The sequence below is a fragment of the Pantoea sp. NPDC088449 genome (assembly GCF_044753225.1).
Lineage (GTDB): Bacteria > Pseudomonadota > Gammaproteobacteria > Enterobacterales > Enterobacteriaceae > Pantoea > Pantoea floridensis.
Map to the genome: position 1 here is coordinate 66,671 of NZ_JBIVMT010000007.1, position 25,726 is coordinate 92,396.

The 25,726-nt window shown below is 49.1% G+C and carries 33 protein-coding genes; 12 read left to right on the plus strand and 21 right to left on the minus strand.

The features are described from left to right. The first annotated feature begins 284 nt into the window (after positions 1-284). Complete coding sequence (locus ACIP6T_RS22710; RefSeq protein WP_400459133.1) at positions 285-1,634, plus strand: P-loop NTPase fold protein; 1,350 nt, start codon at positions 285-287, stop codon at positions 1,632-1,634. A gap of 36 nt (positions 1,635-1,670) precedes the next feature. Here the strand turns inward: ACIP6T_RS22710 and ACIP6T_RS22715 are convergent, their stop codons facing one another. The 10 genes from ACIP6T_RS22715 to ACIP6T_RS22760 form a co-directional block, all read right to left on the minus strand. Further along, a complete protein-coding gene (locus ACIP6T_RS22715) occupies positions 1,671-2,003 on the minus strand; it encodes a hypothetical protein (RefSeq protein WP_400459136.1) in 333 nt (110 codons plus the stop codon). Positions 2,004-2,333: 330 nt separating this feature from the next. Beyond that, positions 2,334-3,350, minus strand: coding sequence for a hypothetical protein (locus ACIP6T_RS22720; RefSeq protein ID WP_400459139.1), 1,017 nt, complete (start codon positions 3,348-3,350; stop codon positions 2,334-2,336). Positions 3,351-3,746: 396 nt separating this feature from the next. Next, positions 3,747-4,061: a hypothetical protein gene (locus ACIP6T_RS22725; RefSeq protein ID WP_400459142.1), complete on the minus strand. Its 315-nt coding sequence runs from the start codon at positions 4,059-4,061 to the stop codon at positions 3,747-3,749. A 3-nt stretch (positions 4,062-4,064) separates the two neighbouring features. After that, positions 4,065-6,533 carry a replication endonuclease gene (locus ACIP6T_RS22730; protein ID WP_400459145.1) on the minus strand — a complete coding sequence of 823 codons (2,469 nt, stop codon included), beginning with the start codon at positions 6,531-6,533 and terminating at the stop codon, positions 4,065-4,067. A 209-nt stretch (positions 6,534-6,742) separates the two neighbouring features. Further along, positions 6,743-6,982, minus strand: a complete 240-nt coding sequence (locus ACIP6T_RS22735; RefSeq protein WP_400459147.1) for a hypothetical protein — start codon at positions 6,980-6,982, stop codon at positions 6,743-6,745. Next, positions 6,979-7,194 (minus strand): hypothetical protein, encoded by a 216-nt coding sequence (locus ACIP6T_RS22740; RefSeq protein WP_400459150.1) that lies wholly within the window; start codon positions 7,192-7,194, stop codon positions 6,979-6,981. Before ACIP6T_RS22740 ends, ACIP6T_RS22735 begins: the two co-directional genes overlap by 4 nt. Beyond that, complete coding sequence (locus tag ACIP6T_RS22745; RefSeq protein WP_400459153.1) at positions 7,194-8,012, minus strand: DNA adenine methylase; 819 nt, start codon at positions 8,010-8,012, stop codon at positions 7,194-7,196. The genes ACIP6T_RS22740 and ACIP6T_RS22745 overlap by 1 nt, the downstream gene beginning before the upstream one ends. Beyond that, the gene (locus ACIP6T_RS22750; RefSeq protein ID WP_400459156.1) at positions 8,009-8,245 is read right to left on the minus strand and encodes a TraR/DksA family transcriptional regulator; all 237 of its coding nucleotides are present in this window, start codon (positions 8,243-8,245) and stop codon (positions 8,009-8,011) included. Before ACIP6T_RS22750 ends, ACIP6T_RS22745 begins: the two co-directional genes overlap by 4 nt. After that, positions 8,245-8,472, minus strand: a complete 228-nt coding sequence (locus ACIP6T_RS22755) for a DUF2732 family protein (protein ID WP_400459159.1) — start codon at positions 8,470-8,472, stop codon at positions 8,245-8,247. The genes ACIP6T_RS22750 and ACIP6T_RS22755 overlap by 1 nt, the downstream gene beginning before the upstream one ends. 74 nt (positions 8,473-8,546) lie before the next feature. Beyond that, positions 8,547-9,008 (minus strand): hypothetical protein, encoded by a 462-nt coding sequence (locus tag ACIP6T_RS22760; protein WP_400459162.1) that lies wholly within the window; start codon positions 9,006-9,008, stop codon positions 8,547-8,549. A 187-nt stretch (positions 9,009-9,195) separates the two neighbouring features. Between ACIP6T_RS22760 and ACIP6T_RS22765 the strand changes: the two genes are divergently transcribed. Further along, a complete protein-coding gene (locus ACIP6T_RS22765) occupies positions 9,196-9,396 on the plus strand; it encodes a hypothetical protein (RefSeq protein WP_400459165.1) in 201 nt (66 codons plus the stop codon). A gap of 45 nt (positions 9,397-9,441) precedes the next feature. Here the strand turns inward: ACIP6T_RS22765 and ACIP6T_RS22770 are convergent, their stop codons facing one another. From ACIP6T_RS22770 to ACIP6T_RS22780, 3 genes are all read right to left on the minus strand, one after another. Further along, positions 9,442-9,702 (minus strand): hypothetical protein, encoded by a 261-nt coding sequence (locus ACIP6T_RS22770; RefSeq protein WP_400459168.1) that lies wholly within the window; start codon positions 9,700-9,702, stop codon positions 9,442-9,444. Between the two features lie 120 nt (positions 9,703-9,822). Beyond that, the gene (locus ACIP6T_RS22775; RefSeq protein ID WP_400459171.1) at positions 9,823-10,098 is read right to left on the minus strand and encodes a hypothetical protein; all 276 of its coding nucleotides are present in this window, start codon (positions 10,096-10,098) and stop codon (positions 9,823-9,825) included. Then, on the minus strand, positions 10,099-10,377 hold the full coding sequence (locus ACIP6T_RS22780; RefSeq protein WP_222213505.1) for a Cox family DNA-binding protein: 279 nt from the start codon (positions 10,375-10,377) through the stop codon (positions 10,099-10,101). A gap of 134 nt (positions 10,378-10,511) precedes the next feature. On the opposite strand from ACIP6T_RS22780, the gene ACIP6T_RS22785 reads away from it, so the two are divergent. The 3 genes from ACIP6T_RS22785 to ACIP6T_RS22795 all read left to right on the plus strand — a co-directional run bounded on the left by ACIP6T_RS22785 (position 10,512) and on the right by ACIP6T_RS22795 (position 12,248). Further along, positions 10,512-10,802 carry a helix-turn-helix transcriptional regulator gene (locus ACIP6T_RS22785; protein ID WP_222213507.1) on the plus strand — a complete coding sequence of 97 codons (291 nt, stop codon included), beginning with the start codon at positions 10,512-10,514 and terminating at the stop codon, positions 10,800-10,802. A 35-nt stretch (positions 10,803-10,837) separates the two neighbouring features. After that, positions 10,838-11,110: a helix-turn-helix transcriptional regulator gene (locus tag ACIP6T_RS22790; RefSeq protein WP_400459175.1), complete on the plus strand. Its 273-nt coding sequence runs from the start codon at positions 10,838-10,840 to the stop codon at positions 11,108-11,110. Between the two features lie 106 nt (positions 11,111-11,216). Continuing rightward, positions 11,217-12,248 carry a tyrosine-type recombinase/integrase gene (locus tag ACIP6T_RS22795; protein WP_400459178.1) on the plus strand — a complete coding sequence of 344 codons (1,032 nt, stop codon included), beginning with the start codon at positions 11,217-11,219 and terminating at the stop codon, positions 12,246-12,248. A 222-nt stretch (positions 12,249-12,470) separates the two neighbouring features. On the opposite strand, the gene cpxP is transcribed toward ACIP6T_RS22795, so the two are convergent. Next, complete coding sequence (gene cpxP / locus ACIP6T_RS22800; protein WP_097095607.1) at positions 12,471-12,983, minus strand: cell-envelope stress modulator CpxP; 513 nt, start codon at positions 12,981-12,983, stop codon at positions 12,471-12,473. A gap of 150 nt (positions 12,984-13,133) precedes the next feature. Between cpxP and cpxR the strand changes: the two genes are divergently transcribed. From cpxR to trmL, 3 genes are read left to right on the plus strand one after another with little or no spacing between them, the layout of a single operon-like run. Beyond that, positions 13,134-13,832 (plus strand): envelope stress response regulator transcription factor CpxR, encoded by a 699-nt coding sequence (cpxR, locus tag ACIP6T_RS22805; protein ID WP_084877909.1) that lies wholly within the window; start codon positions 13,134-13,136, stop codon positions 13,830-13,832. Further along, on the plus strand, positions 13,829-15,205 hold the full coding sequence (gene cpxA, locus ACIP6T_RS22810) for an envelope stress sensor histidine kinase CpxA (protein WP_097095606.1): 1,377 nt from the start codon (positions 13,829-13,831) through the stop codon (positions 15,203-15,205). The genes cpxR and cpxA overlap by 4 nt, the downstream gene beginning before the upstream one ends. 35 nt (positions 15,206-15,240) lie before the next feature. Further along, positions 15,241-15,714, plus strand: a complete 474-nt coding sequence (gene trmL, locus ACIP6T_RS22815; RefSeq protein WP_097095605.1) for a tRNA (uridine(34)/cytosine(34)/5-carboxymethylaminomethyluridine(34)-2'-O)-methyltransferase TrmL — start codon at positions 15,241-15,243, stop codon at positions 15,712-15,714. On the opposite strand, the gene cysE is transcribed toward trmL, so the two are convergent. The 5 genes from cysE to ACIP6T_RS22840 all read right to left on the minus strand — a co-directional run bounded on the left by cysE (position 15,711) and on the right by ACIP6T_RS22840 (position 18,824). Further along, entirely contained in the window at positions 15,711-16,526 is an 816-nt protein-coding gene (gene cysE / locus ACIP6T_RS22820; protein ID WP_007885334.1) for a serine O-acetyltransferase, read from the minus strand. The genes trmL and cysE overlap by 4 nt on opposite strands. A 69-nt stretch (positions 16,527-16,595) precedes the next feature. Further along, positions 16,596-17,615 (minus strand): NAD(P)H-dependent glycerol-3-phosphate dehydrogenase, encoded by a 1,020-nt coding sequence (gene gpsA, locus ACIP6T_RS22825; RefSeq protein ID WP_097095604.1) that lies wholly within the window; start codon positions 17,613-17,615, stop codon positions 16,596-16,598. Further along, positions 17,615-18,079, minus strand: coding sequence for a protein-export chaperone SecB (gene secB, locus ACIP6T_RS22830; RefSeq protein WP_097095603.1), 465 nt, complete (start codon positions 18,077-18,079; stop codon positions 17,615-17,617). The genes gpsA and secB overlap by 1 nt, the downstream gene beginning before the upstream one ends. A 40-nt stretch (positions 18,080-18,119) precedes the next feature. Further along, positions 18,120-18,374: a glutaredoxin 3 gene (grxC, locus tag ACIP6T_RS22835; RefSeq protein ID WP_097095602.1), complete on the minus strand. Its 255-nt coding sequence runs from the start codon at positions 18,372-18,374 to the stop codon at positions 18,120-18,122. 18 nt (positions 18,375-18,392) lie between these two features. After that, positions 18,393-18,824, minus strand: coding sequence for a rhodanese-like domain-containing protein (locus tag ACIP6T_RS22840; RefSeq protein ID WP_097095601.1), 432 nt, complete (start codon positions 18,822-18,824; stop codon positions 18,393-18,395). A 249-nt stretch (positions 18,825-19,073) separates the two neighbouring features. Here ACIP6T_RS22840 and envC point away from each other — a divergent pair, with 249 nt between their 5' ends. The 4 genes from envC to ACIP6T_RS22860 are packed head-to-tail and all read left to right on the plus strand — an operon-like array spanning position 19,074 to position 23,429. Next, positions 19,074-20,375, plus strand: a complete 1,302-nt coding sequence (envC, locus tag ACIP6T_RS22845; protein ID WP_400459187.1) for a murein hydrolase activator EnvC — start codon at positions 19,074-19,076, stop codon at positions 20,373-20,375. A gap of 3 nt (positions 20,376-20,378) precedes the next feature. Next, complete coding sequence (locus ACIP6T_RS22850) at positions 20,379-21,284, plus strand: divergent polysaccharide deacetylase family protein (RefSeq protein WP_400459190.1); 906 nt, start codon at positions 20,379-20,381, stop codon at positions 21,282-21,284. Between the two features lie 11 nt (positions 21,285-21,295). After that, a complete protein-coding gene (locus ACIP6T_RS22855) occupies positions 21,296-22,525 on the plus strand; it encodes a glycosyltransferase (protein WP_400459193.1) in 1,230 nt (409 codons plus the stop codon). Then, the gene (locus ACIP6T_RS22860; RefSeq protein WP_400459196.1) at positions 22,518-23,429 is read left to right on the plus strand and encodes a hypothetical protein; all 912 of its coding nucleotides are present in this window, start codon (positions 22,518-22,520) and stop codon (positions 23,427-23,429) included. The genes ACIP6T_RS22855 and ACIP6T_RS22860 overlap by 8 nt, the downstream gene beginning before the upstream one ends. Before the next feature lie 30 nt (positions 23,430-23,459). On the opposite strand, the gene tdh is transcribed toward ACIP6T_RS22860, so the two are convergent. Both tdh and ACIP6T_RS22870 read right to left on the minus strand, forming a co-directional pair. Beyond that, positions 23,460-24,488 (minus strand): L-threonine 3-dehydrogenase, encoded by a 1,029-nt coding sequence (gene tdh, locus ACIP6T_RS22865; RefSeq protein WP_097095596.1) that lies wholly within the window; start codon positions 24,486-24,488, stop codon positions 23,460-23,462. Then, entirely contained in the window at positions 24,485-25,693 is a 1,209-nt protein-coding gene (locus ACIP6T_RS22870; RefSeq protein ID WP_400459200.1) for a glycine C-acetyltransferase, read from the minus strand. The genes tdh and ACIP6T_RS22870 overlap by 4 nt, the downstream gene beginning before the upstream one ends. Positions 25,694-25,726: the final 33 nt, after the last annotated feature.

The following is a 25,726-nucleotide window of genomic DNA, read 5'->3' on the forward strand; positions in this document are numbered from 1 at the left end:
TTTTCGCCCGAATATCAACGAATAAAAGGGGTATACCTACCCCCTTGATAGCGCGACTGCTCCCCCGCCTCGCCCGCGCACAAAAATAGTGCCTTTTTTTGCACTTTTGCAGTAAGCGGGAACCCGCGTCAGTTCTGGCTTCTGCTCGACTTTTTGAGATAACAAAAGTTGTGCATAGATTGACATTTTATTGCAGTAATTTCAGATTAGAAAATCAACAGAATTAAAACGCAGCCGCTCTGTTAATTTTTTGCTAACTTTCACTTTAAAAAAGGATTTATTGTATGACCGAAAAACCCGATTTTGACCAAGGCTTTAACAATCAAAATGATACGTTTAGACGCCAACCGTTTTATGAGCAGGTAATGAGAGTCGTTAATAATGCCCCTGAAGAAAATTTAGTTTTATCTCTGGATGATAACTGGGGTAATGGCAAGACCAGCTTTGTAAAAATGATGAAAGCAGAAATTGAGAAAGAAGAGCCTAGCCCATACAACGTCATCTACTTTGATGCGTTCGAAAATGATTACCAATCTGATCCATTCATATCTCTAACAGCTCAATTCTATTCATTGATAAAAAAGGACGAGGGTAAACTAAAGCCTTTCTTAAAAAGATTTATGGATACTTCCGTCAAGGTTGGCTCCAGCCTTTTAATAGGAAGTGTAAAGGCAGTTATAACTACAGCAAGTGCAAACTTTATAAATGGTGATAAAGTTGTAGATGCTGCAATAGGAGTTGGAAAAGAAACCGCAGAAAAAATGACCGATGAACTTGAATCATTTATTCAGAAAAAAATCACATCTGCTGATGAAGAAAAATCCGACATCGAAGCATTTAAGAAACTACTATCTGAAATGCATGTTGAGTCAAACAAGAAAACGATTTTCATTATTGACGAACTCGATAGGGCAAGACCAGATTATGCTTTAGACTTACTTGAAAAAGTAAAGCATTTATTTTCCGTTAACGGAGTTGTTTTCCTCTTAGTAATGAATAGAAATCAGTTTGAGAAAAGCATTGAGCAACGCTATGGAAAAATCGATTCGCGCACATACTTGAACAAGTTCATTAACTATTGGTTAAGCCTCCCTAAAAAAAGAGCATACGAGTACACACCACATAATGGCTTAACTGAAACCACAATCAATGATCATCTGGTGCAGATAAACAAGAAAGGTGGCATGACCTCACGCAATGGCGTGTTGCTAAAATCACTTAGTTATCTACTCGATATAAATGATTGCTCACTCAGAGAAGCTGAAAGATGCTATGCATTATTGCAGATAACGAGCACCCCAAGAATAATAAATGGTACAACCGATGGATATCTTGCATCATTGGCGATAGTGCTTTTCCTCAAAGTATGGAGTCCAATTGTATTGAATGAATTCATTCAGAAAAAAATATCAATTGATGAGTTTTACGCAAAAACTAGGCTAAGCCCCCATTCAGAGCAAAAGCCTGTCGTTCACAACATGTTACTAAATGCCATTGAATATCATTATCTGCCATTAAAAAGCCTCTCAGATGAAAACATAAGAAAACAATATAGACAATTCACCAATAGTGGTTATAACGAAACGCCCATGGATGATTACTATCAACAACTACAAAATTTGTCCCTGCAATAAAAAAACCCCGCTTATGCGGGGTTTTTAATGTCACTATCAATGCACCTTTCTTGATAAACTATTTTGTTCATTTAAATTCAACTCTAAAACATTATTTCTATTCAAATGTTTATTTGATGTAAAGCCGATTTTCTTATTTTTCTCGTATCTAACTAAAACAGTATTTTCTTCATCAACGCACTCACAAATCTCTGAAATAACTACAGTATAAACATCACGCACGACACCTTTGAACATACAACTAATGCGAAGATGATCACCGATTTCTGGTTTTACATACCCTTCATAGGTTAGGAACATTTCTGTTATCAGACCCATGCTTATACGCCCGAACGTGTCAGGGTCATAATTCGTATCGTAGATTTTCATAGGAATTTCGCCAGTGGGCGGTTGGACTCAACTACGGTATAACGGCGAATCAAAAAACGTTCAACCTTGCTAACCAGCAAGCGAAGCCATTTAGGAATAATCCTGAAACCTCAGCACCACCCGCTTCTGTATTCATCTGCCGTTCCCTTCCGCTTACTCGCCCGACAGACTCGCAAAGCTCGCTAATCGGCGCTGCGTGGAGCGGTTTTATTAAAGGAAATTACAACACCACGCATAATTTCATACAGTTTACTTAATTAATATAGACTCGCGTGGAAAAATCAACAGTAAATATACTGAAATCTTAGACCCACTTTGAGATAAAGAATTCTATAACCCATAGATATTAGATGATGAACAATAAACCCTTTCATGACATTGAAGAATTGCTGTTCTGTTGTAATGAGCTAGCGCCTCAATTGCATGATCACCATTTAAAAGTAATCTTATTTCAATATTTTTAGGTAGGACATCTAAAATTGCCATTAAGTTATCAAGCGTATCTGGTCGCTCTGGACTTTTTTCCAAAATAGTTCTCACATCCATCATGGCAAGCTTTATAAAGCAATTAGCCGTGAGATTAAAAGCCATTACTAAATTACCACTTTCAGGACCTTCTAAGTCTACGAAAGATCTATCGGATAGACATACTTTTTTATCTTCGTTTTCATCAGTAAATTTATAAACCCAAACAGCTATTGCCTGTTTTTTATCAGTGATAAACTGGTAAATTATGTCATCTAGCATGTTCATCCCTTTATTTTCTGAATCCATTAATATCAAAAAAATAATCCTCATCCATTTGAAATATTCGTCTTTTTCCACGTCAAAAAGTTGGCACATTCGATCCACGCCTTTATCATTTCTTTTCTCTATTTTATCGTATTCGGTGCGTAATTGACTGTTCAATGGAAAATAGTTTGCTAAATCACCAAACGTATTCAAAACTTTTTTGATGTTAAAAGGGTTTCGTATAAAGTTAAGAAATTTCATAGCTAAGACATCGATTAATTCTTCTAAAACATCATCGCTTTTACTTTCTATTTTATTAATGAAATTCAGTGTAGCCGACTGGATTTTCTCTTCATACTTTCCAAATGCCTCCTCAAAGTTATGCCTTACTCCATTATCTAAAAACTCAAAACTATAGAGGTCAACATAGGAAAGATTAGTTGATATTCTACTACCAGTTTTGGATTCCAACTCAACTTTGCATTCATCTCTCTCTAACAATAAAAAAGAGAAGATTTTCATACTCCCTTTTTCGGAATTAACATTAATTGCATTTAATCGCTGCTCAATACGAGAGAGAAAATGTTGATTTTTAGTCTGGTTTTTAAAAATCATATCAACTCCTTGTGTGAGTTATCCAACTATCAATATTCGCCTTTAACGCCTGTTAATATATATTCTTACATTTAACACCATTAGCAACTTATATTTACCCCTAGCCTTTAGGCTTCAATCAGAACAGGTTCGATTATCCTCCATGGATATTACAGTTCAAACCTGAGCCAATACCATTGATGATGATTAACCACGCCGTTTTAATCGCAGATCGGTACCTGCCTAGCAGCATTAAGAATGTCATGGTATGATTTTTCTTTGCTGCAAAACTTCCCAAAAAATCGATACTAATTCCCATTGGCAGATAGTTATAGGCTCGCCATCATCATATGGCCTAATCATTTCAAAAATTCGTTCAGATGACACGCTCTCATTACTCTCTTTTAGGGGCATAGTCTAGGACTCTGCTGCACCAGTAGATTGTTTTCCACTGTGCCATTTTCTCTCTGCCAAAGTTGTTAAGCGCTGCCATTCCGAGTAACGATTAGACATCTTTTTGTCGACAACTGATTCAGCATCACCATTGTAATTCTCAGCCGATTCACGTTCAGTTGAGATTAATGAATGGACTCCTTTGCACTTGCAGCAGACCCGGTCTGTAAAGTGAAATTTCTCCATGTAGTCCAATTCATTACCACATTGGCTACAACGTTTAATTTTTTTGCTAATGAAGTAATCTGATTCCTGTTCTCTCTGCTCTTTATCGAACATATCTCACCCCTGAACACTCCTACCGAACAATTTTTCCCAAGCTGTCGGATCAATCTGCTTAAGCATCTTCGCATAATTTCCGACAGGGTCATGCCTGATACTGGCACTGTCGATATTATGCTGGGACTTCATATGCTCCCATAAACCAGCAACTTTAATGCCGGCGCTATCATCGGCGCGCTGTCTCAATTCACAACCATGAGTCGCAGTGACAATTTTGCCATCTATTCGCATTTCTTCGCCAGACAGCAAAAGCTTCACCTGACTCTTACTCAACTCTAATCCAACTGAATTGGCAAAATCACCCAGCTGCTGAACCTTTGGATCAACTTCTTCCTGGCGTATTAGTGCAGCACGACGTTCCCTGTTGGCATCCTTCTCTTCACGCATCTCTGAAAGTAGCCGGCGATTAATCTCTCGCCGTTCTTTCTGGCTCAATTTTTCAAAATTGATTGCCACTACTTCGCTAACAGGCGCATTAACCAACTCATTTTTACCATCCGGACTATGAATAATCGCCCTCGAGATAGGCGATTTCTTTTCCTGTAACGGCTCCGGCGTACAGTTATTGACAGAACTCCGAGGGGCGGCGATGCCGCCTGAAACTTCAAAAGCCTCATCCGTGCCGGCTTTTAATTTCGGCACGATTTTGTATTCAGTGGTGCGGGTGTAAATGATGTGAAGAGGGGCAAAAGGCGAATATACCCCGGAAACGCGACTGACCTGATCGCCATAGTCATTGCCATTTTCGGTAGTTTCATAATTCAGGCGCACGCGAAGAGCCTCACGCGATACGAGAGGGCCACCCTGCGCCATCGTGTAAGCAGGCCAGTCATAAGCGCCCGCAGCTTCCTGAGCAGGTTTAATTTCCGGGTGTAGTACCAGCTCACGATCACGCAAGCGGCCTAACTCACGATAAACCGTGACAGGCGCGCCGCCGATTTGCTGGAACTGACGTATACGCCAGCGTGAAGCCCATGCACAAACGCGCTTCGCCATGTCCCGGATATCTTCGCCAGTCTCATCATCTGTCTCGCCGTCCATCCCATGGCCGTCAATATTCTTGGAGATGTATTTAGCGATATAGCCCGTTGCTGATCCGAATTGTTCATCCATCGGGACAACCCTGAAACGCGCCTCATCAGCGCCTTTTTCGTGCCCGTCTTCAGCCAACGCGTAAGCACGGAAAATTGCACGCGCTTCTTCGATACGGTCAGGCTGGAAGAATAAAAGCAAGTGCCAGTGTGGCGTGCCATCGTGGTGAGGCTCAGTGACGCGGAAGCCAAAAGCACGAATACCATTGCGCGCCCACGCTGCGCGAACCTTTGACCATACATTGCAGAGATAACGCTGGGTGTCACGCGGGCTTGATGACTGGTATTTGTTGTTACGCTTACCCGTCATCTGCATGGAGTGGTATTTAGAAGGTGCAGTCAGGGTATAAAAATCGCCCGCCAGACCATCAGCCTTAGCCATATCCTCAAAACCGCGCATCCGGTTCATTAACTCGGCGCGACGAACAGCAGGATTGGCAACGCTGCCATCAACTTTATCTGCGAGTGACGTGCGCTCTCCGGTCTCTTTATCCTCAAGCTCCATGCCTTTGATAAATTCACGGTTTGCGCGTTTCTGTGCCACCCATTCATTCAGCGCGGGCTCACTGCAATACGGGCTCGCCTTTTTATGCACATAACCCGAAGCGATCATCAGATGTTCGCGCCACTGGTCATGCATTTTGCGCAGGCGGCGCAACCACCACGCTGGCGATTCAATACGCGCAGCAGAGCACAGCGCCTCTTCAGCCGTCAGCTCTTCTGAGCAATAACGTTGCCAGCCCGGCGCTGTCATATTGAGATGAGTTATCAGCCAGCCTGCACGGCCATAACCAGAGAGGATGGAGAATTCAGCATCACCGGTTTGTTCAATCTGATAATTGGTTTCACGCATCAGCTCATTAGTCAGAGCATCAGCCAGGCGGTAAGAGAGTTTTTTCAGCTCACGCTTACCAGCCCATGGTATGCGGTGGAAATCATCACGAAACCCCATGAGCACCGCCGGCATATTGCTATCCGGCTGATACTGCTCATTCACTGCATCAACGCGAGGAAGAACAAAGCGGCCGAAAGAGCCCTTAAGCCACTTAGCCGCTTTTTTCTTACCCTGTTTATCCTGAATTTCTGTAAGACGCTGCGCGTAGTAACGGCGAATATATTGCGGCAGTGATTCCAGACGCCGGCGCAGTAATCGCTCTTCAGGATCACGCACGCTACGCTGACCAAACAGGTCGAACACATCAACAGAACGTGATTCACCCTCATGGCGATAGCGGATTACACCTGGAGCGCGATCAACATCGAAATCAGAGGAATTTCGGGCAGCATTCCATGCATAAGCCCCTGCTGGCTCAGGCGCTTTGCCGGGGAATTTTGGAGGAGGTGATGGGGAAACCCTTCCCATTAGCCGCTCAGACATTTATAAACAAATTTCCAATGTTATTGTTTTCAACTTCAACCACAGCAAGAGCTATCAAATGGAACATAAATACCTCGGTAAGAAGGATGACGGAGATTTGCCGCCGTATGATGAAGCCATAACCAAATGGTTAAATGCTCAACCTGACACCCCGATATCAGTTCCTTACAAGATTCTGATATGCAACAGAAACGTTATGTATCGCGCTATCACTTGCCATGGTCTTGGCGAATATGTTGCTGCTTGCCAGTTTCTTGGCTCTCAGGGTCTTGTAGATACGTCAGAATATGGCAAAGGTCTGAAGGGCTATGACTCTGTTTTTCTGAGTCAGGACTACATAAACAAAGCATCTTCAGCTGCTCGATAGCCTCCAAAGGCGTTGTCTTTTCAGCATGTAAAATCACTGCTCTAGCCAGCGCCTTTGTGTCTCTGCTCATTGAATAACTCATGATTTATTAATCTCCTTCTTTAGCTTTTCCAGTGCGGTTGCGTGCTTGAGCTTCAACGGACCTGTGATAGTGAGGCAAAAATCCAAAAAGGATTTCGCCTCTTCCGGTGTTCCCTGAATTCCTATCAAAGTTGCCATTGCTAAAAATGAGGCATTAACTTCTTCAATTGCTGCCAGCGCACCCTGCTCAGCAGCAATGCCATTCATTGCCATCACGCAGCCACCTCCCCTTTATTCGCGGGGCGACTCACGGCAATAATTTCACTGGCCTTTTTACTCTTTCCAGCTGCGACACCAATACTGCGTGGGGCGCTGATGATGTGACGGTCAAACTCGCCATAAAGATTTTTAATTAGCGAGGTTTCACTGTTTGAAGCCACCACCGGGACGCCTGCGGCTGCCAGTTCGTTGAGCTGCTGCGCCAGTTGGCGCTGGTGAATTTCGGCGAATGCATTGGTGTGATATTGGGTGAACGTACCGTCATAAGGGGGATCGCAATAAACAACATCACCGGCTTCAACCTGCGCCAGCGTTTCGGTGAAATCGGCGCAAATGAACGTTGCGCGCTTTGCCTTAATTGCAAACGCCTGTATTTCTTCAGTAGGGAAATAAGGCTTAGCCGTCTTCTCATACGGTGCGTTAAAACCACCGCTCTGGTTAAAACGGCAAAGCCCGCGGTAAGCGTGGCGAGTCAGATACAGGAAGTATGCAGCGCGATAAATCAGAGTCATGCCGGCGTCATCGTTAAATGACTTGCGGATACTGTAATAACTCTCTTCATCGGCGTTCTGAGCAAATACGCTGGCGGCCAATGCGGTGAACGGCTTTTCAAACTCCTGAATCTGGCGATACAGATTGATGAGTTCAGGATTGATATCAGCAACGAGGTAAGCCGGATAATCCGTATTCATCATCACGGCGCACGATCCCGCGAACGGCTCAACCAGACGGTTACCAGCTGGCAGGTGCTTATTCAGCTCACCCATCACTTTGGCTTTACTGCCTGGCCATTTCAGAATGGTTTTATTCATAAGCGGTCACCCTGACGCATACCGGTGACCTTGGCGCGGTGTTCAATTACTTCCTGGCAGGTAGCGCAGGTTGAAACGCCAATAACCGCACGGCGGCGTGCTTCCGGGATAGGCGCATCACATGACTCACAGAAAGTGCTACTAACAGCGGCTGATTTTGGCCTTGCTGCAGCAATCTGAAGCGCCAGCATTTCTGCAGCGTGCTCTTGGGCGATATCGATAATGTCCGGCATCACAAACCCCCTACGGCCTGAGCTTCATACTTCGCGGCTTCTTTCATCAGAAGCTCATAAGTTGCAGCGGGGCTAAGCTGGTTTTTAACGATGATGATCGCCAGTGCATTGAGGCGGATTGAAACGGAGTAGGCCTTATCCTGCTGGCCCTCCTGATTGGCTTGGGAAAGCATGGAGATCATGACGTTTTCACAGTTCGTCACTTTCGACCGAGGTATTGATTGCATGTAGTCACCTTTTTTCAGGTTGCACGAAGCCCGGCGAGTGATTCGCCTAATTAAAAAATGAGTGTTTATTTAATTCAGAAGCCGAGAACGTTCAGATGTATATCCGGTGGTTCAGTAACGTTGGTAACACAGGAATTCGGCACCTCTTCGGGCTCTTCTCCTTCGCTGCCGTCATGCTCCGTAAGCCTTGCGGCTCCTTCTTCACCGGGCCGGCTATATGGAATCTTGTCGGACAATTCCTTCAGGGATTTCATGCCGGAAATAAGCGTTAACTTTTCCTGCTCTGAAAACTGGCTGTATTCAAATGCAATCTGGTTATGTCCCAGCTTCGCCATTTTTCCCGGCCATATTTCAGCTTTGGCATTTCCAAGCACAAACACGGCCTTTTTTTCTGGTGCTGATAACTTATTAAAAGCTCGCTCTAGAGGCGTTCCCGCGCATTTCTCAACTCTCGTTTTATGAAATTTGCGAAGGTATGGGGCAGCTATCGCGGCATAAGGGTTTACCGCCCCTTCTCCATTTTCGATAACAGCCATACTCACCTCACTAAGACTTATCAGGCGCACCGCTTGCAAACGATGCCTCGGATAAGTTCGTAAAATCACGTACCATCAATAATCTTAAAAAAACTATTGTTCTTGGTAACAATCACCATCCTGAACTACGGTCTACTTACAAGAACTACTACTGGCCCATAAGGCCTAATTCACCGGGAGATATAAAATGCCAACGTATACAACTGTTTCAGACCACTTCACCGAACTTATTACGACTCTTATCAATGAAGAAAGCACGATTTCAGACCCAGCCTCACAAGAGGAATTACTGGACATGTACCTCACAATTGGCGCTCTGCTTAAATGGAAGTTTGGTAGCGACAATTCTGTAGTTCATGGTGACTTTGGCTCCCTGAATAAGCCTTAGCATTTGAAACTGATGCAACCTGGAACCCGGCCATATGCCGGGTTCTTAAGAAACTGATGGCAACGGATAATCGCCACGACTACATAGAGCAACTACTTCTTCTAACTCATCAGCTGACTCAGCATCACCCGAGGCATTCGCTACAGTCACCAGACCTTCCAGCCCAATGCTCAGGCGAAAAGCGTAATCAGCCAGAGAATTTTCACGCACCAGCGGTGCCAGTGCCGTTGCAGCTTTCAGCACCATCACTTTGTTGTGATAAGAGTTCAGAAGGTTGTTAGTTAATACCTGGTACTCATGACGCATTTGATTTGCATCCTCTCTTAATAGCCCTGTAACGCTTTGCACGATTTCGCCGGCAAATATCCTGAATAATCAGCTCTATCGACTCAACTAAACCCCACCCCAAAATGGTGAGGTAAACAGCTAATTCCCATTCATTTGCTTGGAACAATTTGTCACCTCGCCTTTCACCAACGAGACACCAAGACGCTCACACCAGATTTCATGATCACGATGAAGACCATCAATGGTGCGTATCGCTTCGGCTTGGGCGAACTCTTGCCCGTAATACATCCCGTCTTTTGTCACCTGATAACGGTGATTCTTCTCAACCGCGCTGCGCGGCAAACGCTGAATTGTGAAACCGCGATACAGGCTGACGTGCTTGTTTACTTCAACTACCTGATGCGCCGCTGACATTTACAGGCCCAGCCATAGCAACCAGGCATCGCGTTGTTCTACCGGTCGGGAGTAATATGCATCGCGCATAGCACGATTAAATTCAGGCAGATACACCATTTTTTCACCAGCTCGGCCGGTAGGGTTTTCCGGGTTACGCCATTCAATCAGCGGCAGCTTATTGTTCTCAGCCATCGCCTTAATTGCGCTGACCGGCTTCCCGATCATCTCGCCAAATTTCTGGTACGTAACTGCGTCAGCGAGGCTTTTAACCTCTAAACCATCACTCATTGTGCTCATGTGATAATCTCCTGTTTTAGGTTCCAACTGCTTCTAACTGCTTCCTACGGCTTCTAGTTGCTGTTGGGTTTATTGAAACTGTCATGGTCTGAGATGTGGAACCATGGCGCTAATCTAGTCTGAGATCTGGAACGATGTCAACAGCGTATGGAAAGAAATTAAGATTAATCCGTATTGCGGAGGGGCTAACCCAGATGCAACTTCGTGATTTAACAGGGATTGGACTCAGCACCATTAAAAACTACGAAACTGGGAGAGAGGTAGGCTTAAGCATCATTGAAAAGATGTGCGCACACCCTCGGTTTCAAAAATACGTTTTATGGCTGATGACGGGTGAAACCGCGATACGTGCAGGACAAGTCGCCCCAAAAGGTGCTGAAGATTTAAACGACGAGGGCGATAACGCCGATGCTGCTAATCAGTAGCCTCGTTAATAAATCCGGTACTTTTGGGAGTTCAAATGACTCAGGACTATGGAAATAAAATACGCGCCATCAGGATGGCCGAAGGGATCACACAAACCGCGATGGCTAAAGAGTGCAACATCGCTTTAAGTAGTCTGAGAAACACTGAATCAGGCGGTGATGGCGTCGACCTTAAAACGATTGAGAGGATTGTTCGCACAGCAAGATTCGAGAAGTACACATTATGGATGATGATCGGCAAAACCACTGAAGCAGCCGGCCAGATATCGCCGGCTCTCACACACAGTGGGCCAGAAAAAACAGAGTAACGCCAATTAACAGGCATGGATGGTTAGCTGTACATTCCGCCTGGCTGCTGAGCCACAACGGCCCGGCAAACGACGAAGCAACACCATCAATCAGGAGGGCTCAGCCATGAGCATTAAACCAACTGATGATGGTCAATGGATGGTGGACATCCGCCCTACCGGTAAAGCAGGAAAGCGATATCGGAAGAAATTCAGCAGGAAATCAGACGCGAAGGCGTATGAACTTTGGGTAATGAGCAAGGCCAGCGAGCCGGATGAATGGTCTAAGCAACCCTCAGACCGCCGGCGCATCTCTGAGCTACTGGCTAACTGGTGGGAAGTACACGGGATCACGCTGAAGAATGGAAAAATTGAGCGAATGCACCTGCTCAAAACCATTGGGCACATTGGTGATATGCCGGCTAACGCGCTCAGCAAAAAGAATCTGCTTCAGCTGAGAACATCCAGGCTCGCAGATGGGATTTCGCCAGCCACGATTAACCGTGATGTTTATCGCCTTTCGGGCATGTTTACGACTCTTATTAAGCTCGGTGAATATCGCCAGCCTAATCCGGTTCAGAAGCTGCCCCCGTTAAAACAGGCAGACCCTGAAGTCATTTTCCTGATGCCGGATCAGATCACTGCACTGCTGGCCGTTCTTGAAGGGGATGAAAGAAAGGTCGCATTGGTCTGCCTGAGCACAGGTGCACGATGGAGTGAAGCGGCAGAACTGGATGCAATGCGCGTGCGTATGGGACGCATCCACTTTTTCGCCACGAAGAACGGCAAAAACAGGGTGATCCCGATTTCTGACGAGCTGGAAAAACTTATCGGCTCGAGTAAAAGCGGCAAGCTGTTCAAAGTGGATTACGAGAGTTTCAGGGAAAAGCTGAGAACCGCCGTACCGGAGTTACCACGTGGTCAGGCAACTCACGTTCTCAGACACACGTTCGCGAGTCATTTTATGATGAACGGTGGAAACATCATTACCCTGCGTGACATCCTCGGACATGCGAAAATTGAGCAGACGATGATTTACGCCCACTTTGCGCCAGACTTCCTCCAGCACGCTGTGACGCTTAATCCGCTACGCGGGGGACTGGAGGCGATTGAGATAGGGAAAAGCCGTCAGGAAGCCGCTGAGCCGGCCATAAGTTGAGATGCGAGTGTCATTCCCGAAAGCGTGTCCACCTTGTGTCCACCAGTGACCACAATGCGACCCTTTTCCAGTTGCTTTTAACTGGTTCCTGTTGGTTGATAACTCAAACTAACTGACTGTTTTAGCGTGGTTTTGTTGGTAAGTTATTGATAAAAAAAACCCCCGCATCATGCGGGGGAAGACAGGGATGGTGTCTATGGCAAGGAAAACAGGGATACTATGTTACTGGTTACTGCTGGTACTACTCACTGCTTGCAGCGGTGATGATGGCTGCAATCCTGAGAGCCGACGCATTTCTGCAAGTCGTCGCTCATAATTCTTCTGCAATTTCGCTTGCTGTGCAGGCGTTAGCAGGTGATACATCTGATTGCGAACCCGGGCCATCTCAACTTGCTGTTCGATTGCTGCGCGGGCCTGTTTTTCAGCCTGCTCTCGGATAGCCGGTTCGTTAAATTTGTCAGCAATGACAAGGTCATGCATAGTTTCGATATCTTGAACGCTGAGTGTTGGGCGTTCGTGGCGCGCTTGCTGCATTAGATCTCGCATCTGTTGCCGCTGTTGTTCAGTCAGCTCAATGCCATCGAACATGTAGCTTTGCGGATTTTGCGTCATACTGCCTGTCGCTAATACGCCGTTCGGATGCATCTCGTCAATCGTCGTCGTGTCTGCTGCTTCTGCGCTGGCGTGACTGAGAACCATCGCTGAGGCAATGACGACGGCGGTTAAGTAGCGCATCGTTAACTCCCAGTTCGTTCCGTTTTGCGATTCAACGAGAGCCAGTGTACGGCGACGGCTGCAAACATCCGTCAGGGGGTGTAAAACTACGTAAAGCGTTGGATTGCAAGTCAAGGAACACGGTATTTTGCCTGCGGAGGGCAATAAAAAATGAATAAAATCCTGTTGGTTGATGACGACCGCGAATTAACTTCGCTGCTTAAAGAACTGCTTGAGATGGAAGGTTTTGAAGTCATTGTGGCAAGTGATGGTGAGCAGGCACTAAACCTGTTAGACAACACCGTGGACTTGCTTTTGCTGGATGTGATGATGCCGAAAAAGAACGGTATCGACACATTGAAAGAACTACGCCAACAGCACCAAACGCCGGTCATCATGCTGACCGCGCGTGGCAGTGAACTGGACCGTGTTTTGGGCCTTGAGTTAGGTGCAGACGATTATCTGCCTAAACCCTTTAACGATCGCGAACTGGTGGCGCGTATCCGTGCCATTTTGCGCCGTTCAAACTGGAGCGAGCAGCAACAACAGCACGATAACAGCTCACCAACGCTGGAAGTGGATTGCCTGCGCCTGAACCCTGGTCGCCAGGAAGCGAGCTTTGATAACGAAACCCTGGATCTTACCGGCACCGAATTCACCCTGCTCTATTTGCTGGCGCAGCATCTGGGCCAGGTGGTTTCACGTGAGCATTTGAGTCAGGAAGTGTTGGGTAAACGTCTGACACCGTTTGACCGGGCTATCGATATGCACATTTCTAACCTGCGCCGTAAATTACCGGAACGTCGCGATGGCCACCCGTGGTTTAAAACGCTACGTGGACGCGGCTATCTGATGGTTTCGGCATCATGATCGGAAGTTTAACTACCCGCATCTTCGCTATCTTCTGGCTCACGCTGGCGCTGGTGTTGATGCTGGTTTTAATGGTGCCCAAACTCGATTCGCGCCAAATGACGTCGTTGCTGGAAAGTGAACAACGACAGGGCACGATGATTGAACAGCACGTCGAGGCTGAATTATCTCAGGACCCGCCAAACGATCTGATGTGGTGGCGCCGTTTGTTCCGTTCTATCGACAAATGGGCGCCCCCAGGCCAGCGCTTACTGCTGGTCACCAGCGAAGGCCGTGTGATTGGCGCGCAGCATAACGAAATGCAGATCATCCGCAACTTTATCGGTCAATCCGACAATGCCGACCATCCGCAAAAGAAGAAGTATGGCCGCGTTGAAATGGTCGGGCCGTTCGCCGTGCGCGATGGTGAAGATAACTACCAGCTTTATATGATTCGCCCTGCTACCAGCTCGCAGCTCGATTTCATCAATCTGATGTTCGACCGCCCGCTTCTACTGCTGATCGTCACCATGTTGATTAGCTCACCGCTGCTGCTGTGGTTGGCATGGAGCCTGGCGCGTCCCGCTCGTAAGCTTAAGTACGCCGCAGATGAAGTAGCGAGTGGCAATTTACGTCAACATCCGGAACTGGAATCAGGCCCGCAGGAGTTCCTTGCAGCCGGCTCGAGTTTCAACCAGATGGTGAGTGCGCTCGAACGTATGATGACGGCACAGCAGCGCCTGCTGTCCGATATCAGCCATGAATTGCGCACCCCGCTGACCCGTTTACAGCTGGCAACGGCATTGCTGCGTCGGCGCAACGGTGAAGGTAAAGAGTTACAGCGCATCGAAACCGAAGCGCAGCGTCTTGATGGCATGATCAACGATTTGCTGGTGCTGTCACGCACTCAGCATAATAACGCCCTGGTCAGCGAAGCGATGAAGGCCAATCAGCTGTGGAACGGCGTGCTGGAAGATGCCAAATTTGAAGCCGAGCAGATGGGCAAGGTTATGGATGTACCCTATCCGCCGGGTCCCTGGCCGTTATATGGTAATCCTCACGCCCTGGAAAGCGCGCTGGAGAATATCGTACGTAACGCATTGCGCTATTCAAACTCGCATATCAGCGTCAGCTTCTCGGTAGATATTGAAGGCATTACCATCCATGTCGATGATGATGGTCCAGGCGTGAGTCCAGAGGATCGCGAGCAGATTTTCCGTCCGTTTTACCGTACCGATGAAGCACGCGATCGCGAGTCGGGTGGCACCGGTCTGGGTTTAGCGATTGTCGAAACCGCAGTGCAGCAGCATCGCGGCTGGGTTAAAGCCGATGATAGTCCGTTAGGCGGCTTACGCTTAACGCTGTGGTTGCCGCTGTACTCCGCCCGTCAATAATTTGTTATGCTTCGGCCCTCGTTTCCGGGGGCCTTATGCTAAACATTGTCTTATTTGAACCTGAAATTCCGCCAAATACCGGCAACATTATCCGCCTGTGCGCAAATACCGGTTTTCAGTTACACCTGATTGAACCTCTGGGTTTTGCCTGGGATGATAAGCGCCTGCGTCGCGCGGGTCTGGATTACCACGAGTACACCGCGTTAAAAAAGCATGCTAACTACGCGGCATTTTTGACGTCCGAAGCACCGCAACGCCTGTTCGCACTCACGACCAAAGGCACGCCTGCGCACAGCGCGGTGAGCTATCAAAAAGGTGATTATTTGATGTTCGGTCCGGAGAGTCGGGGTTTACCGGCAGAGATTCTCAACGCGTTACCGGCTGAGCAAAAAATCCGTATACCCATGATGGCGGAAAGCCGCAGCATGAACCTATCGAACGCGGTATCGGTGGTGGTGTATGAAGCGTGGCGCCAACTCGACTATGCTGGCGCCCTGATTAAAGGCTAGATGCCGTCGCCATACTCAAAGCCAGCGCCGTTAAAGTGCTGATCCATATCCATCGACGGTTTATCACTGGTCGGTTTGCCAACAATACGCGCTGGCACACCGGCCGCTGTAGTGTGCGGAGGTACGGGCTGCAGGACAACAGAACCGGCTCCGATTTTCGCGCCGCGCCCCACTTCAATGTTGCCCAGAATTTTGGCACCCGCACCAATCATCACGCCTTCACGGATCTTCGGATGACGATCGCCGCTGGTTTTCCCGGTACCGCCCAGCGTTACCGATTGCAGAATTGAAACATCATTTTCGATGATGGCCGTTTCGCCGATGACGATGCCGGTGGCGTGATCCAGCATAATACCGCGGCCAATGCGTGCCGCCGGATGAATATCGACGGCAAAGGAGACGGAGATTTCATTCTGCAGATAGACCGCCAACGCACGGCGCCCCTCTTTCCACAGCCAATGCCCAATACGATAAGCCTGCAATGCATGGAAGCCTTTCAGATAGAGCAGCGGCGTGGAGTATTTGTCGACCGCCGGATCGCGCTGGCGCACCGCTTGAATATCATAGGCCGCAGAGACGATCATCTCCGGGTCTTCACGATAGGCCTCTTCCACGATTTCGCGGATGGCAATCGCGGGCATAATCGGGTTCGCCAGCTTGTTGGCAAGCATATAGCTGAGGGCGCTGCCAAGGTTTTCGTGTTTTAGCAATGTCGCATGGTAAAAGCTGGCCAGCATCGGTTCACAGTCGGCCAGGGCTCTGGCTTCGGCTTTGATATGGTTCCAGACCAGTTCTAACTCTTCAGACGACATTGCTGTTTGCTCCCGATAAAAAAAGCGCCTGATGGGGCGCTACAGGTGATGACGCTGGCGCATCCTGCTTCAGCTTTGGCTGTTTTCGTCCTTCCTTGCACGGCCAAGTAACGTCAATGCTGCCTCTCGCGCCGATTTTCCGCAATAGAGCACCTGATAAATCTGCTCGGTAATGGGCATTTCGATGCCAACTCGAGCGGCCAATGCTTTGACTTCTTTAGTATTTCTGTAGCCTTCTACAACTTGTCCGATAATGCGTTGCGCATCATCCACGCTCTCACCTTGTCCCAGCATCATGCCGAAACGCCGGTTACGTGACTGATTATCGGTACAGGTCAGCACCAGATCGCCTAAGCCCGCCATGCCCATAAAGGTGGTGGGATCGGCCCCCAGCGCGGCGCCAAGACGGCTCATTTCAGTGAGGCCACGTGTGATCAGTGCGGTCCGGGCATTAGCCCCAAAACCAATTCCATCAGAAATTCCTGCGCCAATCGCAATGACGTTTTTCACCGCGCCGCCTAACTGCACACCGATGAAATCCTGATTGTTATAGACGCGAAAACTTTTACCGCAGTGTAATTTCTGCTGCAGATCTTCAGCAAACTGTCCATCTGTCGAGGCCAGCGCGATGGCGGTTGGCATCCCAGCCGCCAACTCTTTGGCGAAGGTTGGCCCAGAAATAACGGCTAAAGGAATCGCATCACCGAGGATCTCGCGCGCCACATCCTGCAGTAAACGGCCCGTCTCTTTCTCCAGCCCTTTGGTCGCCCAAACAATCCGCGAATCCGCCCGCAAATGCGGTTTGAGCTGCGTAAGCACATCGCCAAACACATGGCTCGGTACCACGATCAGCAAATCGCGGCTCGCGCTCACTACCGTAGCTAAGTCGGCTTCAGGAACAAGATTCTCGGGGAAAGGAACATCGGGCAGGAAAGCAACATTGCAGCGGTCAGCTTGCAGCTGCGCCACACTTTGGGGATTATGCCCCCACAGCAGAACCGGATGGCCATTACGGGCCAGCGTGATGGCCAAGGCGGTGCCGTACGAACCGGCACCGATGACGCTAATTGAAGCGTTGAGGGTAGTCATCAGGCATCCTGATGTGGCGCTTCGCCTTCACCTTGCTGCTGCAGATAGTTCATGAACAGCGCATCAAAGTTAACGGGTGCCAGGTTGAGCTGCGGGAAGGTACCGCGAGACACGAGGCTAGTGACGCACTCGCGTGCATACGGGAACAGAATGTTCGGGCAGTATGCGCCCAGGCAATGTGCCATTTGCGTGCCTTCAATGCCGCTAATGGTGAAAATACCGGCCTGCTGTACTTCGCACAGGAATGCCGTTTCTTCGGCAACGGTTGCCGTTACGGTAACACGCAGCACAACTTCAAAAACGCCATCAGCCAACTGAGAAGAGGCCGTGTCGAGATCCAGCTTCACTTCCGGTTCCCACTCTTTCTGGAAAACCTGCGGCGCGTTCGGCGCTTCATAAGAGACGTCTTTGGTGTAAACACGTTGAATCTGGAACTGCATTTCGTTGGTGCTATGTTCTGACATGAGACTAAATCCTTTGAGTTAAAATTGTCTGATCGAAAAGTTATGCCTGGAGTAGAGGATCAAGTCCCTGACGTCCATCCAGCGCGTAAAGATCGTCACAGCCGCCAATGTGCTGCGCGTCTATAAAAATCTGAGGCACCGTAGTACGGCCACTTCGTTGGATCATCTCTTCGCGTTTCGCTGCGTTCCCGTCAATGGGAATCTCCTGATACGACACGCCTTTTTGATCCAGCAACGCCTTTGCCCGGTGGCAATAAGGACAAGTGACTTTGGTGTAAATCTCAACATTCGCCATACGGTTACCCCTGAGAAGTTATTTACCGCGTACCAGTGGCAGATTTTCACCACTCCAGCCGCTCACGCCGTCTTTCAACACGGATACTTTTTCAAAACCAGCAGCGCTCAATTTAGCCGCTGACTCACCTGCGCTCTGGCCGGTGGCACAAACTACAATTATGGGTTGTGCCTTGTGCTTTTCCAGCTCGCCAAAACTCTCTTTTTTAATGTCTGCGGCCGCTACATTAATTGCCCCTGAAATGTGTCCTTTGCGGTAATCGTCGCGTGAACGAACGTCTACCACCACCGCGTCCTCTTTATTAATCATGTGGGTTGCTTCACCACGACTGATGGTTTTTACTTTAGAGAACATACCTTTAACGGTGGTCACAATCACGAGAACGAGTAAAGCAACCCATGCCAGACTGAGGATGGGGTGATTGCTTGCAAACTGCATAATTTCTTGCATGAGGGGTAACGACTCCAAACCGGGCTGATAAGCTAAAACAAGGGTTCTGAGTATACCTGCGCCACTTCGCATGTACAGTCGCGAAGGGGCCAGAGTTACGATTTGTGCGTCATTTTCCAAAAAAAGTGTTCTAATCGCAAAATTAAGACAAAGTTTATGCCAGTAAGCTCGGTACAGACATTTTTAGCAAAGTAAAACCCGGCCGGGCTAACTGGTAAGCGGCTGTTCATCGTGGAATAATTATCGACTATGAAGGGAAAAGCGACCGTTACACACACAAGGACCCGTTACAGCGGCACCACACTTCCGTTGTCATTCCGCTGGTCCGAAATCTCCCTGAGTCTGCTCGTCGCGGGCGCGCTGTTAATGCCCGCAGCCGCGCGCAGCGCAGATGATAATAAAACGCAGCTAAAATCTATTCAGCAGGACATTGCCGAGAAAGAAAAAAGCGTAAAGGCGCAGAAACTGCAGCGCAGTAAGCTGCTGGATCAATTACAGAGTCAGGAAAAAGTAATTGCGCAAGCCAGCCGACAACTGCGTGAAACGCGCAATAGCCTGCGCGCGCTTGAGGGCGAAATTGCGCAGGTTACCGCTTCAATTTCTCGTCTGGAAAAGCAGCAAGCACAGCAAGAAAAACTGCTCGCGCAACAGTTAGATGCCGCCTTCCGTCAGGGTCAGCATAACGGTTTACAACTGCTGCTGGGCGGTGAAGAAGCACAACGCAGTGAACGCATCCTTGCCTATTTCGGCTATCTCAATGCCGCCCGACAGAAAAATATCGACGATCTCAAACAAACGCAGCAGCAATTGGCGGAACAGCGTCAATCCCTGCAGGGTAAACAAGAGCAGCAAAAATCCTTGTTAGCGCAACAACAGACACAGCAAAGCAAATTGGAAGTGGCCAGCGCGGCACGGAAGAAGACGCTTACCGTGCTGGAGAGTTCGCTGGAAAAAGATCAGGCCGATCTGGTTGAGATGCGTGAGAACGAAAGCCGCCTGCAGAGCAAGATTGCCAAAGCAGAACGTGAAGCACGTGAACGTGCCGAACGCGAAGCTCGCGAGGCGGAAAAAGTGCGTCAACGTCAGGCGCAGGCGAAAGCCAAAGGATCCAGCTATCAGCCAACGCAGAGTGAACGCGAGCTGATGGCGCGTACTGGAGGGTTGGGCAAGCCGGGTGGTCAAGCGGTTTGGCCGGTACGAGGACGTATTGAACACCGCTTCGGTGAATCGATGCAGGGCGAACTGCGCTGGAAAGGTCTGGTGGTTGATGCGCCTGAAGGCACTGAAGTCAAAGCCATTGCCGATGGACGCGTGCTGATGGCCGACTGGCTGCAAGGCTACGGTCTGGTGGTGGTACTCGAGCACGGCAAAGGCGACATGAGCCTTTATGGCTACAATCAAAGCGCATTGGTGAGCGTTGGTGCTCAGGTGAAGGCAGGACAGCCTATCGCCCTTGTGGGCACCAGCGGCGGCCGCGGCACGCCTTCGCTCTACTTTGAAATCCGACGCCAGGGACAGGCCGTCAATCCACTACCGTGGTTAGGAAGATAAGTTTTGTTTCAACCCTCTAAAGTTTCGGCCGCACTCTGCGGCCTGTTTTTGTCACTTTCCGCCCATGCGGGAAAACTCTCCATCGTCATTGACGACTTCGGTTATCGTCCCGCCGAAGAGAATAAAGTGCTGCAAATGCCCACGGCAATCTCCGTTGCGGTCCTGCCGAATGCGCCACATGCGCGTGAAATGGCGACAAAAGCGCATCAGGGTGGCCGCGAAGTATTGATCCACCTGCCAATGGCTCCGCTCAGTAAACAACCGCTGGAAAAAGACACGCTAACGCCGGAGATGAGCAGCGCGGAGATTGAACGGATCATTCGTGAAGCCACCAGCAAAGTGCCCTACGCGGTGGGCCTGAATAATCACATGGGCAGCAAAATGACCTCCAGCCTGCCCGGCATGCAGAAAGTGATGCAGGCGCTCAATCACTACAATTATTACTTTCTCGATAGCATGACCATTGGCAACAGCCAATCGATCCCGGCGTCTCAGGGCACGCACGTCAAAGTGCTTAAGCGCCGCGTGTTCCTCGATGATAGCCAGAATGAAGCCGCCATCCGTACGCAGTTTACTCGCGCGGTTAAGCTGGCACAGCGTGACGGTTATGCCATCGCCATCGGTCATCCGCATCCCACCACGGTACGCGTGTTGCAACAAATGCTGCCAACTTTACCAGCCGATATCACGTTGGTGCGTCCCAGTCAGTTGCTGAATGAACCGCTGCATCAGGGCACCACGCTACCGCCATCCAAGCCGGATAAACCTGAGAATCCGCGCTTCCGCGCACCGGATCTGTGTAAGCCGAGCAAGCCCGTACCGCCGGTGCCGCAGAGCCGAGCCGTTGAACTAGTCACGGAAAGTATTGAGCAAAGCCAATTGGTTAAATCCATTAAACAGCTCTTCTGATAGCGGGATGAATGAACTCAATGAGAAGAAAGATTTTGCTGTTGGATACCGGACGTGAATGGGGCGGCGGCACTAACAGTATGTTAGAACTGCTTAAACGCATTGATCGGCAGAAGTTTGCTGTCACCTGTTGTTTTTATAACAACTATTCTCGTGGCAACAGCGAAACCATTGAGTCCATCTTAAATTCAATCGGCATTCCCGTTATTTTTATCCCGCAACGTCGCCAGCCAATGTGGGCAAAACTGAGTAAAGAGCTGTTACGTACGCTGTTTTTTTTCAACAGCTCGCTGAAAAAAGAGATGATCGCTCGGGTGGACGAAATATGGCGTGTCTTACCCAATGCCAAAGCAATTTCATCAATTATGCGGGCTGGGCAATACAACGCGCTTTATATGAATAACCAGCCCAGCACCAACGTTGAAGGCTATTGCGCCGTCAACAATTTAGATGTGGCGCTCATCCAGCACTGCCGAATTGAACCGCAACTGAACGCCGCGCTGGTGAAGAGGGTTAATGAACGTGTTGATGCCGTTATCGCGGTCTCGCACGGCGTCAACCAGTCATTATGTCAGAGCGGCGTTGATGCGCAGCGCTGCTTCACCGTTTCAAACGCGATCGATATTCACCAGACATTGCCTGACCGCGCAGAAGTACGTGAGCGCCTGGGCTACGCCCCAGAAACATTCATTTTTGGTTCAATAGGCTCACTTATCACGCGTAAAGCGAACCATCACATTTTTCAGGCGTTAGGCCAGTTCAAACGCGCTCATCCTGAGGCCAAATGGAAAATGGTGGTGGTAGGTAGCGGACCCGAACAGGAAAAACTGGCTCAGCTCGCTGGTACAGAAATGATTGAATCACATATCATTTTTACCGGTTTTCAAAACAACCCGCTGGATTATCTTGCCGCGTTTGATGTCTTTATTCTTGCCTCGCGCAGTGAAGGCTTACCGCGTGTGGTGCTGGAAGCCATGCTGGTGAAAACGGCGGTGATAGGTTCGAATGTGGTAGGAACGGCGGAGTTAATTAATCACAATGAGACCGGCGTGATTTTTGAATATGGCGATATTGATCGGTTAAGCGGCTATCTGATGACGTTATGGCAAGATGCCACACTGCGCCAGCGCCTCATCGAGGCGGCTGAATTACGCGTGCGTGAGCAATACGCCATTGAGAACTATGTTTCTGGTGTCGAAATGATATTAGAAAAATGTATTGAAAGGAGAACGCATGTTTGAATTTTTAAATAAAAACTATCGACACATCCGCGCTCGCCACAATATTTCATACACGCAGAGCGATACGCAAGGTAATATACCATTAACTTCAGTGATCATTCCTTGCACAGGTTCCGACTATATCGAAGAAGCGTTATTGAGTGCAGAATTTGCCAGTCGCTTTGCATCCGGTATTGAGGAGATAGTGATTGTCAGCGATCAGCCTGAGCAGGCTTTCGGTAAACTGCCGAAAAATACCCGCGTAACGACATTGGATATTCCTTTTCGTGAGGAAAGCTATCGTTATAAACAGATTTACCGCAGTCGATTAATCAAAATTCAAGCCCCTTTACAGGCTAAAGGCGAAGGGATTTTGATGATTGACTCGGACCTCAATCTGCTTAAATCACCCACAATAAATATGCATGAAGGGCATCTTTATTCCAGTTTCCGCAAAGGAAAAATGATCGCTAAGCTGGAGGGAGCCGATGAGCATGCCATCCCTGCATATTACAAACCATCAATAAGACCGTATTTAGAAGATCACGTAAATGGTGCCTATTTAGCCGCCACGCGAAAAACCTGGAAACGCATTTGCCCACTCTGGTTAACGCTCTTTCAAGACACGTGGGAACTTATGAACGACAATCAGCCGCCAACAGACCAGCTGCCACTCTCAGTATTACTGGATATGCTAGACCTTCGTACGATCAATCTGGGGGAGTGGGCAAACTGGCCCGTTTCCAAAAAGATTGGCGGCCACGCGGCGCCCATTCCCTCTGAAGTCATTGGCGCACACGGTGGTTTTCCTTTAAGTGAATGGCAGAAATACCTTCAGGATCCCACTCAGCCGCTCACCTTCAAGGGGCAGGATTACACACGCAAAGTGCGCTACCTGACGGACGCAGAAAAAATACAGCAATGAAACTCTCCGGCCGTCTGGCCGGAGAATCGTTTAATCCCAGCTCAACACCACTTTGCCAGATCGACCCGAACGCATCTCATCAAAGCCCTGCTGGAACTCATCAATGTGATAACGATGGGTGATGATAGGCGTAAGATCGAGGCCAGATTGAATCAACGCTGCCATCTTGTACCAGGTTTCAAACATCTCACGCCCATAGATGCCTTTGATGAACAGTCCTTTGAAGATCACCTGATTCCAGTCAATCGACATTTCACCCGGCGGAATACCCAATAGGGCAATGCGGCCGCCGTGGTTCATCACCTCTAACAAGGTGCGGAATGCCGGCGGCGCGCCTGACATTTCCAGCCCGACATCAAACCCTTCGGTCATGCCGAGTTCAGCCATCACGTCACGCAGATTCTCCTGCGCTACGTTCACCGCACGCGTTACGCCCATCTTGCGCGCCAGATCGAGGCGATATTCATTGATATCGGTAATCACCACATGACGCGCGCCGACGTGCTTACACACCGCTGCCGCCATAATGCCAATCGGACCGGCACCAGAAATCAGCACGTCTTCGCCGACTAAATCAAACGACAGCGCCGTATGTACCGCGTTGCCAAAGGGATCAAAAATGGCCGCCAGTTCATCAGAGATGTTGTCAGGAATTTTGAAAGCGTTGAATGCCGGAATGACCAGGTATTCGGCGAAGCAGCCCTGACGATTAACGCCCACGCCAACGGTGTTGCGACAGAGATGAGTGCGTCCCGCACGGCAGTTACGGCAATGACCACAGGTGATGTGGCCTTCACCAGAAACGCGATCGCCAATGGCAAAGCCTTTTACTTCCTGCCCCATTCCCACCACTTCACCCACGTATTCGTGGCCGGTGATCATCGGAACCGGAATGGTTTTGCGCGACCAGTCGTCCCAGTTATAAATGTGCACGTCGGTACCGCAAATAGCGGTTTTACGTATTTTAATCAGCAGATCGTTATGGCCCGGCTCCGGAATCGGCGCGTCTTTGACCATCCAAATACCTTCTTCGGCTTTTAATTTGGCGAGTGCTTTCATTTCCCTGCTCCTGAAATAACGCCCAGCTGCTGACCAATGCGGGTAAAGGCGGCAACAGCGTGTTCCAGCTGAGCCTGGGTATGGCCGGCAGAAATCTGCGTACGAATACGCGCCTGACCTTGCGGCACCACCGGGTAGAAGAAACCGGTGACGTAGATGCCTTCCTGCTGCAGCAGGCTCGCGAATTGCTGTGCCACTTTGGCATCGCCCAGCATCACCGGAATAATGGCGTGATCGGCTCCAGCCAGGGTGAAGCCTGCCGCGGTCATTTGTTCGCGGAAGAAGCGGGCGTTTTCCCACAGGCGCTGACGTAACCCATCGCCCTCACTCAGCAGTTCCAGCACGCGCAGCGAGGCGGCAACAATTGCCGGTGCCAGCGAATTGGAGAACAGATACGGGCGCGAGCGCTGGCGCAGCCATTCCACCACCTCTTTTTTCGCCGCCACGTAACCGCCAGACGCGCCACCCAGCGCTTTACCCAGCGTGCCGGTAAGGATGTCAACGCGATCCATCACACCACAATATTCGTGCGTGCCGCGTCCGGCCGAACCGACAAAGCCCACCGCATGCGAATCATCCACCATCACCAGTGCATCAAACTCATCGGCCAGGTCGCAAATCCCCTGCAGATTGGCGATCACGCCATCCATAGAAAAGACGCCGTCGGTGGCGATCAGAATGTGGCGCGCGCCCTTGTCGCGAGCTTCCTGCAAGCGCGCGCGCAGCTCGCTCATATCATTATTGGCGTAACGATAGCGCTGCGCTTTGCACAGGCGTACGCCGTCAATGATCGATGCGTGATTAAGCGCGTCCGAAATAATCGCGTCTTCCGCGCTGAGCAGCGTTTCAAACAGGCCGCCGTTGGCATCAAAGCAGGACGAGAACAAAATCGCGTCTTCCATGCCGAGGAATGCGGCCAGCTTGTGTTCCAGCTGCTGGTGAATATCCTGCGTGCCGCAAATAAAGCGCACCGAGGCCATACCAAAGCCGTGCGAATCCATGCCGTCTTTCGCCGCCTGGATCAATGCCGGATGATTGGCTAAACCCAAATAGTTATTGGCGCAAAAGTTAATGACGGCTGGGCTGTGAGCGACATTGATTTCCGCCTGCTGTGGCGAGGTAATAGTGCGTTCTTGTTTGAACAATCCGTCCTGACGTGTTGTCTCAAGCTGTTGGCGGATTTGCGAATAAAACTGACTGGACATGATTCTGCTCCTTAGATAGCAAAATTTTGGCAC